Here is a 13,356-nt window from a genome sequence, read left to right as displayed (position 1 = left end):
GATTAAAGTAAATCTGCGAAGACCTTATTATGCCAGCTATCTTTGAAAGGAACTTCCCACTTAGTCTGAAAATCTTCCAGAGTTTGAACCATATTGTTGAAAACAATAGAATCCGGCGTTATATTTTTAATGCTGATCAGTGTTTCGAAGTCTTCTTTATTTACTACGTTTACTTTCCCATCAACTTTATAGGCCATATTGAACCGGTTAAAGAGGTCGGCTCCATATTGGCTTTCAATTCCTTTAATTACCCGTACTGAGGCATCAATAGAACAGCCTGTAGCACCTGCAGTAGACTCATCTACGGTGAAAATAATAAAATAATTATACCTGATTTCTGCTTTTGCCTGCAACTGATGGCCATGGGCTTTCCATTGCGTAGTGAAACCGTCTAATTGTTGCTGAATTGCACTAACCTCCTGGTCACTGAATTCACGATCGCTCTGATAGATCCAAACTTTTGATTGTGGAGAAAAACTCATATAACAAATTTAACATTTTATTTAAATTGATATACCCAAATAGCAATTGAGATGAAAAAGTTTACATTCCTCTTAAAAATAGCTGCATATACCCTGTTATGTGCCGTTTTTCTTTCTTTTTCAGCTTATGGGCCAACTGAGGAGGAAGCTATTTATGTGCAGCAAAAATTGTATGATCATTATAATGCAGAGGCAAAAGGAGGACTTATAAAGAAATACGAGTTACATGTTACCAACACCGGATTTTGTCGCTACAAGTGTTTCTTAAGCAATGGAAAGATAGAGTATTTCTCTTTTAACTTTCTAAAATACAAGGATATAGACTATAGTGGGACCTTGCAATCTGGAACATTAATATTACGAACAAAAGGGGAGGATGTTATTGTACAGACTTATAATGGTGGCAGGGAGGGAGATATTGATAGTATGGCCACTTTTATGGCCATACCACTTAAGAATATTGAGGCTGAGGAGCTGAATCAGCTGATGGAAAAATTTCAGCAGATGAACCTGAAGCTCCGCCGATAGTAAATACTGGTGTTTCCATATCACGTGAAGCTACTATGATCATCGTATTTTGTGCATGCTCTTTAAACATAGTTTCTACCAGAGCAGGATTGTTATTATCTTTCGATAAGTGAGAGAGTAATAAATGTGTCAGATTAAGCGGCCGGGAGGTAATAAACAGATCTAAAGCTTGTTTATTACTTAAGTGACCAAAACCATCACTAATCCTTTTTTTTAGATAATAAGGATAATTCCCGTTATGTAACAGCTCTTCATCATAGTTTGTTTCTAAAAATGCCGCATCACATTGTTTGAAGTGAAAAGTCAACTGTTCACATACTGCACCAAGATCTGTAAAAACACCTACTTTGGTATCTTTATAAGAAACCATAAAACTATGTGGCTCTGCTGCATCATGGATTTTTGGGAAGCAGGTGATTTGTAATGCACCAATTGCTATTATCTGGTGACTGCTGAAAGAATTGATCAGTTCTTCCGGCAATTCAAGTCTGCTGTTACCAATAGTTCCGGGAGTAATATAAACCGGAATGCGATATTTTTTAGCCATCACGGTCAAGCCACGAATATGATCACCATGTTCGTGAGAAATAAAAATAGCTTTAACCTTACCCATAGACAGGCCAAGACGCAGCATTCTTTTTTCTGTTTCCCTGCAGGATATCCCGGCATCAATAAGCACGGCTTCCTGCTCGTTACCTACATAATAACAGTTACCGTTACTGCCCGAATTTAAGGAAGTAATAAAAAGAGGGTTACAACCCATTTGCTCTTACTGTAATTTCTGCTATATCCAATACCTGAACATTTTCATTTTGCTCTTTCATTTTAACACCGTCACTTAACATGGTCATACAGAAAGGACAGCCGGCAGCAATAATACCAGGATTGGTTTCCAGGGCTTCTTCAATCCTTTCAATATTAATGTCTTTGTTACCTTTTTCTGGTTCTTTGAACATTTGTGCACCACCGGCACCACAGCAAAGACCATTAGATTTACAGCGTTTCATTTCAACCAATTGTGCGTCTAAAACTTCCAGAGCTTTTCTGGGAGCTTCATATACACCATTACCGCGGCCTAAATAGCAAGGATCATGATAAGTGATTTTTTTACCTTTGAAGCTCTCGCCTCCTTCAGCTTTTAGTTTACCTTCACTGATCAGATCCTGAATTAACTGAGTATGGTGAATAACGTCGTAGCTACCACCCAGACCAGGGTATTCGTTTTTGATTGTATTGAAACAATGCGGACAGCCCGTTACAATTTTTTTTATGTTATAGCCATTCAGTACTTCGATATTGGTCATGGCCTGCATCTGAAATAGAAACTCATTTCCAGCCCTTTTTGCAGGATCACCTGTACAGCTTTCTTCAGTACCCAATACGGCATATTTAATACCCACATGGTGAAGAATTTTACAGATATCACGTGTTATTTTTTGTGCGCGTTCATCATAACTACCAGCACAGCCTACCCAGAATAAGATTTCAGGTTCTTCGCCCCTGGCAATCATTTCTGCCATCGTAGGCACTTCTATATTTAGTTTCTCGCTCATTATTCAGCTTGAGTAATAGATTAAAATTAGTTTTCTTTAGCCCAGTTCAAACGGTCTGCAGGAGAATATTTCCAAGGGGCACCGTTGTTTTCAATGTTTCCTAACATTGCATTGATGCTGGACGGTGCCTGTGATTCTTCCATCACGGCATATCTTCTCAGATCAGTAATAATTGCAAGCGGGTCTATATTGATAGGACAGGCCTGGACACAGGCATTACAACTGGTGCAAGCCCATATTTCTTCTCTGGTGATATAATTGTCAATCAGGGATTTTCCATCATCAAATCCTGACCCGGTTTTATCAATGTTTTTACCTACCTCTTCCATGCGGTCACGCGTATCCATCATGATTTTACGGGGGGATAACAATTTACCAGTAATATTTGCAGGACATACTGATGTACAGCGTCCGCATTCTGTACAGGTATAAGCATTCATCAGATTGATCCATGATAAATCATTTACGTCCTTGGCACCGAACCTGCCTGCTTCTGCTTCTGGTGGAGTAAATGATGGATCAAGCATAGCTTTAACTTCATTAGTTACACTTTGCATATTACTGAATTCACCCTTCGGTTCCAGGTTGGAAAAGTAAGTATTTGGAAAGGCAAATAAGATGTGAAAATGTTTAGAATATGGAAGATAATTAAGGAAAGCCAGAATACCCAAGATGTGAAACCACCAACAGCCTCTTTCTATTGCGATTAGGCTGCCTTCACTTGCTGGTAATAAGTTCTGCAGGAATTGACTTACCGGGAAAGAACCAGCTGTGATATAATGATGAGCACCTAATGCCTGTAATTTAGCATCTGCTGCGTTCATGATAAGAAAAGCTGTCATCAACAGAATTTCTGTAATCAGGATATAATTTGCATCAGATTTTGGCCAGCCTTTCAGTTCAGGGCTATTTAATCTTTTTAGTTTTAAAATATTTCTTCTGATCAGGAAAATAGCACAACCAACCCATACACCTAATGCCAGGATTTCAAATGAACCAATCAGGAAATTGTAAAGGCTACCCAAACCACCAAAAACACGGTGAGTACCGAATATTCCATCAATCATTATTTCGAGCACCTCAATATTGATGATGACAAAACCAATATAGACTACAAAATGCAGTGCAGCAGGAATTGGACGTACCACCATCTTGCTTTGCCCAAAGGCAACCCGGATCATGGTCATCAATCTTTTTTGAGGTTGATCAGTGCGGTCTGCCGCCTTGCCAATTTTGATGTTACGGATCACCTTTTTCAGATTGAAGCTGAATAAAGCGATAGCCGCTAAGGTGATTGCTATAAATAGAATTTGTGAAATCATTATTTGGTTAATCTTTTACAGTCATGCTAAGTTAAAATAATTAGCAGTAAATAAATACTATGCTTGCATAATTATTTCAAATTTAGAGCCGTTTTAAATAAATACGGAAGCTTTTTTGACTTTTTTCAAAAAAAGTTTTGCAATTCAAAAAAAGAAACTACATTTGCACTCCCAACCGAGGGGAACATGGTCAACATGTTTAAATAAGATGGTGCGGTAGCTCAGTCGGTAGAGCAAAGGATTGAAAATCCTTGTGTCGCCGGTTCGATCCCGGCCCACACCACTTCTTCTAAAAGCTTCAGAGAAATCTGAGGCTTTTTTGTTTTAAAGACATTTTTCAGAAAGAATTCGATTGATAAGGAGCAAAGTTGGAAATTTTGTCCATGTTCCACAACCTGGTCACCTGATTCGTTTTGTTTAGATCTGTAGAAAACCTTATCATCATAAAAAAGCCATCACATTATATAATGTGATGGCTTTTTTATGATGATAAGTGCCAGGTGAAGAAATTAATAAACTTGTTTTACTCTGCTCTCTCCCGAGCCATAGTAGAAGTTGACTACTTTTTTCTCTCCTTTATTCATTACAAGTGAAGTATTACTTACCTGTCTGTTTGTAGTTATGTTCAGGTTACTGGAGAAATTCAGAGTGTAGGTGTTTGAATAGGGATCATTTAGAATCGCTTTTAAAAATACTCCTTTAGCATCCGGGACTAAATTTCCTGTATTATCTCTTTTAAGCTGAAAATAACCGTATCCGCCTTCTGTAGAATTTACCATTGTTATTTTTCCATTTGGTCCGACAGTTGCAACTAGTTTTGGTGCTGATTGCATAATAGTTCCGGTTACATCAACTAATTCAACATCAATTTTAGTGTTTGGTTCATAGTTAAATAAGCCAGGATCATATCCATAATAGTTATTGGAGTTAATTCTTTCCAGTTGAAATTGGTTACCAGTATTTGATAAATAAACATTATTATAGTAGTTACTATAGTTATTAAAGCCTGGAGCGTAAAAAATCTTTCCATTTTTATCTGGTGCAACCTTAAAATAATAATAGTTATATGCACTTGGTACCGTTGCATTAAAAGAGTTTACATTAAAATAGGTTTTTAGTGTAGTGATTCTTGGTAAGCTGCTTGGAAAAGATGGAACTGCGTCATCTTCAGTTGCATTTACATAAAGTTTTTGATCAGCAGCAATTTGCTCAAATGAAAGATTATATCCGGCTGGTGTAGGAGGGACTTTTATAGTATAATTACCATTAGCGGTAGTATATGTTGGAAAGTATACTGTATATGATCCTGCAGTTCCTCCCTGAATAGTTGAAGAAGCAGTAACTAAAACATTGGCGCCTACTTTTTCCGCGCTCTGGTTAGTTAAATCTGTATCTATATACAGTGTGCCTGAAATTTCATTTGATAAGTCTGAAGTATTCCACAATCTTGCTGCTCCCTGAAGAATGTTTCTTTGCAGAATTTGTGTTGCGGCATAACCTGTTTTCGAAATCATGAAGGTACTTGTCGGGTATAAATACAAAGATGAAAATATAACTATTCCATCCGTACCTGTTTTTGCGGTATATATTTTTCCTTCTGAAGACACTGTAACATCAGCTCCTGCTATTGGTGCATTGGTATAAACATCAACAACAGTTACACTATAATCTTGTTTCTTTTCCGCAATAGCCTTTTTAGTAGCTAAACTGTCATTAAGTTTTAATTGTTCAAGTACTGCTGTATTCATTAATTGCTGCATAGCAGTTGCACCTTTTTGTTTCAGAGTCTCCAGGTCAAGTTCATGCTGATATTTTAAATTCAGCAGATCTTTTTGTGCATTGATGGCATCATTCTCGTTAAACTTATCTTTGCTGCAGCTTGCAATAAAGATAGTGAACGCCATAGCCATTAGAATAGTAAGTTTTGACTTCATATTACGCTTTTTTATTTAAGTAAATTTTGATTTTATAATTGAATAGATCTTTATTTAAGACCTGATAGTGGCATAATGATACCTAGTTTTGTCAGGAAAGAATTAGTTCTGATATCAGTTCCGAAACCAGCCTTTTCCATATAAGAATATTTATCTCTGGCTGAAGTCGCACCATTTAAGTATCTCATATCTATGAGTAGTAAAAACTTTGAAGTCAGCGGCAGTTTTAGATTTGCGCCTACAATCAGGTTTAGTCTGGAGGCATTGAATAGATTTGTGGCATTCTGAGATCCGCTAACTGTAGCAATGATGTCTTCCCCGGGTAACAGGTTACCCGTTTTCTGATAGGTTTCATTTACATTGTAGGTATAGGAATAACTTGCTCCCGCATATATAGAAGGCTTCCATAATGGTTTGATCTTAAAGGTGTAATTGATTAAAAGCGGGATCTCGATACTGTTCAGTTTATATGAACTATTTTTAACATTTTTAGTTTCAAAGCTCTCTGGTAAACCAATTCTGGTATCGTCTTTAAATCGGATCATCCGGCCGCCTTGTTGTAATACGTTGACTTCTAATTGCAGACTTATCCCTTTAGCCAATTTGTAATTAGCAGAGATTCCTGTAGTGTATCCTCTGTTTGAACCAGTTTGCGGTTGTCCCTGGGTAAACTGATTTAAACTAAGACCAGCAGCAATTCCAATCTCAAGACGATTTTTTAACGAATCAAGAAACTTGTTAGATCTATTGATTTCCCTATTTTTTGAGCTGAAGCTGATTTGATAAAGGAAAATACAGAGAAAAGTGTTAAAAGAAAAATGAAGACAGATCTGGAAACTACTTGATTGGAGATTTTTTTTTGAATATAAAGTAACATTGCCGGCGTTAAATGAGTTGTTTTCTTGCGCCGCAAATGTATTGAATTGTTTGTTAACTATTTTTTAATTGACACGCATAAAGATGTTTTGTTAGGTGGTTTTTTTAATAGCTGAGTGTTAGTTGAATAGTTTATAATCTTGAAAACTGCATCTGATAACTTCCCGGTGTAATCCCTTCCAGTTTCTTAAATACACGGATAAAGTAATTGGCATCACTGAAGCCCAGGTCATAACTGATTGCAGAGATCTTTGAACCTGGTCTGGCCAGCATCTGTTTGGCACGTTTTATTTTTTCTGTCAGGATAAAGTCGTTCGGGCTGATTCCAAGTTCCCGTTTAAATAATCTGTAAAAAGTAGCTTTACTCATGCAGGCTTTGCTGCTTAAACTATTGATACTGATTTTTTCACTCAGGTTAGCTTTGATATAGCCAATTACATAAGCTAAAGGATTGCGGTTCATATCTGCACCAGTCTTATCAATGATCTTTAGATTTTGCGTTTGCATAATTCTGACCAGTAATTCTTTTAGTGTCAGATCGGCGAGTACATCTTTCTCTTTCGATCCTTCTGCACAGATCCGGATAATTTTATTGATTAAAAAAGCAATTTCTTCATTATTGTAAAAATGATATTCATCAAAGTTGAGTGACCACTGCTGTCCGGTAGCTGCCTTTGGGAAATACTCGTTCAGGTAACGGATAGTCTGTTTAATCTGGTCATTATCTATGGCCAGCGCAATACATTGTGCCGGGGTCTGACCAGAAGCCTCCGGGAAATCTATCTGCATGGTTTGCGAAGGTGGGATAATGACTGTTTCTCCGGGGAGATAATCAAATCCTATTTCATCAAAAAGATGCATTACCTTTTTGCCGCGCAGCATACTGGTTATAACAAAATCATTAAAGGTCAGCGGAACCTTATAAGACTCGGAATAAGTTTCAAAAATGTTAAGTTCACAACGTTCCAGCGTGTAAGCTGTCCTGTTTTCTATTAAGGTTTGTAAACTGGCTTCCTTACTTAGCCCAACAAGATTTAATTTATGCTGCATCATAACCCGATCGTTTTGGTTAGCCCGAAGGTGTATTCTCAAATATAACTTTATTTCAATACTGTTACCAATTGTGCAACGATAATGCTACTACTTGCCACAATAGTCCTATCTCTGACTGCTTGTAGCTATTAGGTTTGTATGAACCAAATCATAAATTCATACAATCATGGAAAGACCGGCATTTAAAACCCATTATGATAATTTTATCGGAGGCAAATTTGTCCCGCCAGTAAAAGGCATCTATTTTGATAATATATCTCCTGTAGACGGAAAGGTTTTTACAAAAGCTGCCAGATCTTCTAAAGAAGATGTAGAACTGGCGCTGGATGCTGCGCACGAAGCTTTTAAAACATGGAGTAAAAGTTCTCCAACCTACAGAAGTAATATTCTTTTGAAAGTTGCGCAGAAAATTGAAGACAATTTAACTTACCTGGCTACGGTAGAAACTATAGATAACGGAAAGGCTATCCGCGAAACACTAGCTGCAGATTTGCCGCTTGTTGTGGATCATTTCAGATATTTTGCCAGTGTAATAAGAGGTGAAGAAGGTACTATTGCAGAGCACGATGAACATACAGTAAGTATCGTATTGCATGAGCCTATAGGAGTTGTAGCACAGATTATTCCCTGGAATTTCCCGCTATTGATGGCTACCTGGAAAATAGCTCCGGCACTGGCAGCAGGTTGTTGTACTGTTGTTAAACCAGCAGAGCAGACGCCCGTTTCTATTATGGTTCTGATGGAGCTGATAGGGGATATCTTACCTCCAGGGGTACTTAATATTGTCAATGGTTATGGCATTGAAGTTGGTAAACCACTGGCTACCTCACCGAGAATATCAAAAGTGGCTTTTACAGGAAGTACAACCTCCGGACGTTTGATTATGCAGTATGCTGCGGAGAATATTATTCCCTCTACTATGGAACTTGGTGGGAAATCACCTAATATCTTTTTCGAATCTGTGGCAGCACAGGATGATGAGTTCTTTGATAAAGCAGTAGAAGGAGCAGTAATGTTTGCTTTAAACCAGGGTGAAATATGTACCTGTCCTTCCCGTCTTTTAATACAGGAAAGTATATATGATCAGTTTATTGCCCGGGTTATCGAGCGTACAAAAGCCATCAAAACTTTAAATCCTTTAAATCAGGAAAGTATGATGGGTGCGCAGACTTCTAATGAGCAGTATCAGAAAATACTATCTTATATCAAAATAGGAAAAGAAGAAGGTGCCGAAGTTTTAACAGGTGGAGAAATCAATAAATTACCTGGTGAACTGGAAACAGGCTATTATATTGAACCGACAATTTTTAAAGGACATAACAAAATGCGCATTTTTCAGGAAGAAATATTCGGTCCTGTACTTTGCGTAACTACATTTAAAACGGTAGAAGAAGCTATAGAAATTGCTAATGATACTTTATATGGGTTAGGTGCCGGCGTATGGACACGTGATGCACATGAGTTATATCAGGTGCCACGTGCTATCCAGGCTGGTCGTGTCTGGGTAAACCAGTATCATGCCTATCCTGCACATGCGCCATTTGGCGGATATAAGAAATCGGGTTTTGGCCGCGAGAATCATAAAATGATGCTTGACCATTACAGAAGTGTGAAAAACATGCTGATTTCTTATGATAAGAATAAATTAGGATTCTTTTAATCCGCAATAAATAAAAGATTATGGGCAGCAAAAGAGTTTTGGTAACTGAAAAGGCTATAGCTATCATTCATCAGTTGAAAAAAGAATATGGTGAATTATTTTTTCATCAGAGTGGGGGCTGTTGTGAAGGATCTTATCCGCATTGTTTTGAGAAAGGCGGTTTTCTGATCGGTTCTAATGATGTTTGCCTTGGAGAAATTGAAGGATGTAAGTTCTATATGGCTGGTGATCAGTTTGAATACTGGAAACATACGCAGCTAACATTAGATGTGATTGAGGGGAGAGCCGCTGGTTTCTCCCTTGAATCGACCCTGGATGTCGCGTTTATCATACATTCAAGGCTATTTACAGCAGATGAACTGATCTCTCTGGACCCGGTAAGTTTAGGTGCTGAAGAATAAAAATGCATTATTTTTAAATAAAAGTGCTTATCCGTTTTGTAATTCAAAAAAAGAAGCTACATTTGCAGCCCACCAACCGAGGTGGGGCATGGGTCAAATCATGTGAATAAAGGATGGTGCGGTAGCTCAGTCGGTAGAGCAAAGGATTGAAAATCCTTGTGTCGCCGGTTCGATCCCGGCCCACACCACTGCAAAAAGCTTCAGAGAAATCTGAAGCTTTTTTGTTTTAGAGCTATTTTACTTCCCTGTATTTGCAGCCAGTACCCTTAAGAAATTCCCGCCAAATATCAGTCCGATGGCTTCTTCCTTATAACCCAGTTTTCGTAATTCAGCAACTATCTTAGGGTAATCAACTACCGAATCCAATCCTGTAGGATAAGATTCAGATCCGTCAAAATCAGAACCAATCCCTACATGTTCGGGGCCCATAACTTTAACCATATGGTCAATGTGTTTAATCAGCATACTTAATGGCGGACGCATTTTGTCAGCTTCAGCCTTGTGCAATTCATTAAGTTTCATTGGAGCATAAGGCCCATAGATCTTATTTAAGGCATTTAGCTCTCTGGCATGTTTTTTAAGAAAAAGTTGTTCCTTCGCATCATAAGAAGGATCTACAAAACCACTGTAAAAATTAACGAAGGCCACACCACCGTTTTTTGCCAATGCTTTTAACTGTTTATCTTTCAGGTTACGCCGGTGAGGATTCAGACTATAAGCACAGCTATGTGAGGCAATGACGGGTTTAGTAGTTGAAGCCAGTACATCATAAAATGTGGCTTCACCAACATGTGAAATATCAACTATTACACCCAGCGTATTTAAACGATGAACAATTTGTTTTCCAAAGCCGGTAAGGCCTTTACGTTTCAGCTTTGCTGAAGTTTCATCTCTGGCCGAAGTAGCCCAGGGAGTACTGTTATTCCACGTTAAGGTTAAATACCGCATACCACGTTTAGCCAGGCTATCTAAATAATCCATGCGGTTCTCGATCATATGCCCACCCTCAACACCAATTAAGGCAGCAAGCCGATGTTGTTTATAGGCTTGTTTCAATTCAGCAGCATTATTGACCAGAACTATTTTTTTGGGATTACGTCTGATCAGTGCATCTAAAGAATCTATTTCCCTGTTTGCCCTCGAAAAGGCCTTTCCTTTTCCTAAACTTTCATCACACCAGATAGAAAATACCTGGGCATTTAATCCACCTTTGGCAGCTCTTACCAGGTCAAAATTACCTGAACGTTGTAATTTGCCTAAATCAGCTTTAGTGAGCAGCTGCGAAGAAAGGACGTCATTATGTGTATCCACCAATAAATGCTGTTGTGCCAGCGACTGGAATCCTATAAGTACAAACAGGGGAAATAGTAGTTTCTTCATCTATCTTTTTTTAGGGAGTTGTTATAGTTGTTACATGATCTGCGGGTTTGAAATCCATAGCTTCCTTCAGGCCTGATACACAGAATTAATCAGGTTTAAAATAACCATTAAAGTGCCTAAACCCGAAAGAATACAGACTACAGAACCCAGATTGTTTTTTTTAGCTGATACAGACATCAAAGCGTATACAAAAGAAACAGGTAATATAATCCTTACGACATAAGCAATAACTCTATAAGTGATATCGGGTGCTACCTGAATCTCATAACTTGCATTTACTTCACAAATTGTCAGCCCAATAGCTATTATTAATAGTATTAATGATATTATTGCATATTGGGACGATCTTTTAGCAGCAGTCATATTATTCATTAAAATATTCTTAAAGCTACTCAATTAATGAAAAAGATATTTTCAAAATCAGGTGAATATTTACTCGGTGTTAAACAAACAGACGGAAAGGATTTAAATACCCCTGTTCAGTTTTCTTCCTATACAGTTCTTTTTGTGCCAGAAGGAAATGGAGTATATCATGCTGATTTTGGGAGCTTTCCTTTTACAGGTCCTGTTCTTTTATTTTCCACACCGCTGCAATTTATCCATATAGAATCAGCTGGTGCTTTGAAGCTATTCATGCTGCAATTCCATGGAGATTTTTATTGTATAGAATATCACCGGGCAGAAGTATCCTGTAACGGGCTTTTATTTAATAATATTTATGTTGCTCCACTGGTCATGCTGAGCAATAAGGAAAAACGGGTCTTTGATCACCTGTTAAATGACCTGGCAGAAGAATTTAATCAGGAATCGCCCTCAGAAATAGTTCTCAGAGCATATCTTCAGTTGTTCCTGGCCAAGTCAAGCAGTATTAAAATTAATTCAATAGCTACCGGGGAGGAGGAGCCAGAAAAAGACGAGTTGATGGAACAATTCAGACAGCTGCTGGAAGAAAATTATCTTGTGCTGCATAAACCTGCCGATTATGCCAGATTACTGGCGATGACACCTAATAATCTGACCAAACGTTGTACCCGGTATTTTAGAAAATCCCCTTCGCAGCTAATTCAGGAAAGACTGATTCTGGAAGCTAAAAAACAGCTGCATCTTACCCGGATGAGTATTAAAGAGATTGCCTACTCCCTGAAGTTTACGGATGAATTTTATTTTAGCAGAGTTTTTAAAAAGGTAACCAAAGTCTCTCCGCAAACCTTTCGGGACCAGACCGGGATCTCTGTAATGGCAGATTTATCCAAATAATATCCCGTATTGTCCATGTCAGGGCTAAGCCGGCTTACCTAGATTTGTATCCACAGGATACGCTGATGTACAGCATAGCTGAATAACAAATCTTTTTTATGGAAAATTCTCTTTTAAACACTATTGCCAATCTCGATCAGTATGGGAAAAATGTAATACGCTTCGGTATTGTAGTCGTTTTTCTCTGGATAGGCGGATTGAAATTTTTTACTTACGAAGCAGACGGTATAGTACCTTTTGTAGCTAATAGTCCATTTATGTCTTTCTTTTATAACCATCCGGCAGATTATAAAACTCATATGAATAAAGAAGGTGAACTTATTCCTGCAAATCATGAATGGCATACAGCCAATAATACCTATGGCTTTTCCAAAGGATTAGGTGTTTTCCTCATCACAATGGCAGTTTTTATCGCACTGCATAAAATAGCTCCTTTGCCGTCTATGATTGCCAGTATGTTTGTTTTTCTGATGTCATTGGGGACGCTTTCTTTTCTGGTGACTACTCCGGAGAGCTGGGTGCCGCATTTAACCGATAACCAGTGGGGCTTTCCATATCTATCAGGAAGAGGTCGTCTGGTGATCAAAGATTTAGTGATTCTTGGAGGTGCGATTATAACTATGAGTGAATCTGCTAAGCTCTATCTAAAACGCCAGAAACTTAAAGAACAGAGATAAATCTGAAAACACGTACTGCCGCCTGCTTTAAACAACCAGGTTTATTTCTCCCGGGACGAAATCAATTAACAGTAACGTATTTGATACAACCATCAGGTGCAGCAGAAATACCAACTGAAATGAATCAAATCAGGTAGTACATGATCGCTTCGTCAACTTTAGAAACAAATTATACATACGAAAATTCCAGAATTTAGAATTTAATACTAAATTACATACACCAAATACGAGCT

14 protein-coding genes and 2 tRNA genes are annotated in these 13,356 nt (G+C 38.0%); 7 read left to right on the top strand and 9 right to left on the bottom strand.

Annotation, left to right across the window (positions count from 1 at the left end):
* Positions 1–2: 2 nt before the first annotated feature.
* The gene (locus tag PL_RS11855; RefSeq protein WP_041881549.1) at positions 3–482 is read right to left on the bottom strand and encodes a hypothetical protein; all 480 of its coding nucleotides are present in this window, start codon (positions 480–482) and stop codon (positions 3–5) included.
* 51 nt (positions 483–533) lie between these two features.
* Here PL_RS11855 and PL_RS11850 point away from each other — a divergent pair, with 51 nt between their 5' ends.
* Positions 534–1,010 carry a hypothetical protein gene (locus tag PL_RS11850; RefSeq protein WP_041881551.1) on the top strand — a complete coding sequence of 159 codons (477 nt, stop codon included), beginning with the start codon at positions 534–536 and terminating at the stop codon, positions 1,008–1,010.
* On the opposite strand, the gene PL_RS11845 is transcribed toward PL_RS11850, so the two are convergent.
* From PL_RS11845 to PL_RS11835, 3 genes are read right to left on the bottom strand one after another with little or no spacing between them, the layout of a single operon-like run.
* Positions 934–1,773 (bottom strand): MBL fold metallo-hydrolase, encoded by an 840-nt coding sequence (locus PL_RS11845; protein WP_041881554.1) that lies wholly within the window; start codon positions 1,771–1,773, stop codon positions 934–936. The two genes, PL_RS11850 and PL_RS11845, sit on opposite strands and share 77 nt — an antisense overlap.
* A complete protein-coding gene (locus PL_RS11840; RefSeq protein ID WP_348621764.1) occupies positions 1,763–2,563 on the bottom strand; it encodes a (Fe-S)-binding protein in 801 nt (266 codons plus the stop codon). The genes PL_RS11845 and PL_RS11840 overlap by 11 nt, the downstream gene beginning before the upstream one ends.
* A 26-nt stretch (positions 2,564–2,589) precedes the next feature.
* A complete protein-coding gene (locus PL_RS11835) occupies positions 2,590–3,885 on the bottom strand; it encodes a 4Fe-4S dicluster domain-containing protein (RefSeq protein WP_041881557.1) in 1,296 nt (431 codons plus the stop codon).
* A 210-nt stretch (positions 3,886–4,095) separates the two neighbouring features.
* Between PL_RS11835 and PL_RS11830 the strand changes: the two genes are divergently transcribed.
* Positions 4,096–4,168, top strand: a tRNA-Phe gene (locus tag PL_RS11830).
* Positions 4,169–4,394: 226 nt separating this feature from the next.
* On the opposite strand, the gene PL_RS11825 is transcribed toward PL_RS11830, so the two are convergent.
* The 3 genes from PL_RS11825 to PL_RS11815 all read right to left on the bottom strand — a co-directional run bounded on the left by PL_RS11825 (position 4,395) and on the right by PL_RS11815 (position 7,748).
* Complete coding sequence (locus PL_RS11825) at positions 4,395–5,819, bottom strand: hypothetical protein (protein ID WP_041883089.1); 1,425 nt, start codon at positions 5,817–5,819, stop codon at positions 4,395–4,397.
* Between the two features lie 50 nt (positions 5,820–5,869).
* A complete protein-coding gene (locus PL_RS11820; protein WP_262496972.1) occupies positions 5,870–6,571 on the bottom strand; it encodes a porin family protein in 702 nt (233 codons plus the stop codon).
* A 256-nt stretch (positions 6,572–6,827) separates the two neighbouring features.
* Positions 6,828–7,748 (bottom strand): AraC family transcriptional regulator, encoded by a 921-nt coding sequence (locus PL_RS11815; RefSeq protein ID WP_235324558.1) that lies wholly within the window; start codon positions 7,746–7,748, stop codon positions 6,828–6,830.
* Positions 7,749–7,914: 166 nt separating this feature from the next.
* Between PL_RS11815 and PL_RS11810 the strand changes: the two genes are divergently transcribed.
* The 3 genes from PL_RS11810 to PL_RS11800 all read left to right on the top strand — a co-directional run bounded on the left by PL_RS11810 (position 7,915) and on the right by PL_RS11800 (position 9,997).
* Positions 7,915–9,408 (top strand): aldehyde dehydrogenase family protein, encoded by a 1,494-nt coding sequence (locus PL_RS11810; protein WP_041883087.1) that lies wholly within the window; start codon positions 7,915–7,917, stop codon positions 9,406–9,408.
* Positions 9,409–9,428: 20 nt separating this feature from the next.
* Positions 9,429–9,809 carry a DUF779 domain-containing protein gene (locus tag PL_RS11805; RefSeq protein WP_041883084.1) on the top strand — a complete coding sequence of 127 codons (381 nt, stop codon included), beginning with the start codon at positions 9,429–9,431 and terminating at the stop codon, positions 9,807–9,809.
* A 115-nt stretch (positions 9,810–9,924) separates the two neighbouring features.
* Positions 9,925–9,997: transfer RNA gene (locus PL_RS11800), tRNA-Phe, on the top strand.
* Between the two features lie 49 nt (positions 9,998–10,046).
* Here the strand turns inward: PL_RS11800 and PL_RS11795 are convergent.
* Both PL_RS11795 and PL_RS11790 read right to left on the bottom strand, forming a co-directional pair.
* Positions 10,047–11,189, bottom strand: coding sequence for a dipeptidase (locus PL_RS11795; RefSeq protein ID WP_041883083.1), 1,143 nt, complete (start codon positions 11,187–11,189; stop codon positions 10,047–10,049).
* A gap of 66 nt (positions 11,190–11,255) precedes the next feature.
* The gene (locus PL_RS11790) at positions 11,256–11,561 is read right to left on the bottom strand and encodes a hypothetical protein (protein WP_348621760.1); all 306 of its coding nucleotides are present in this window, start codon (positions 11,559–11,561) and stop codon (positions 11,256–11,258) included.
* A gap of 27 nt (positions 11,562–11,588) precedes the next feature.
* Between PL_RS11790 and PL_RS11785 the strand changes: the two genes are divergently transcribed.
* Together PL_RS11785 and PL_RS11780 are read left to right on the top strand one after the other, a co-directional pair.
* Positions 11,589–12,446, top strand: a complete 858-nt coding sequence (locus PL_RS11785) for a helix-turn-helix domain-containing protein (protein ID WP_041883081.1) — start codon at positions 11,589–11,591, stop codon at positions 12,444–12,446.
* Positions 12,447–12,544: 98 nt separating this feature from the next.
* A complete protein-coding gene (locus tag PL_RS11780; RefSeq protein ID WP_041883079.1) occupies positions 12,545–13,123 on the top strand; it encodes a DUF417 family protein in 579 nt (192 codons plus the stop codon).
* Positions 13,124–13,356: the final 233 nt, after the last annotated feature.

The sequence above is a fragment of the Pedobacter lusitanus genome, from assembly GCF_040026395.1.
Classification (GTDB): domain Bacteria; phylum Bacteroidota; class Bacteroidia; order Sphingobacteriales; family Sphingobacteriaceae; genus Pedobacter; species Pedobacter lusitanus.
The sequence above is the reverse complement of the archived record's forward strand: the minus strand, read 5'-3'. Positions and strand labels throughout refer to the sequence as shown.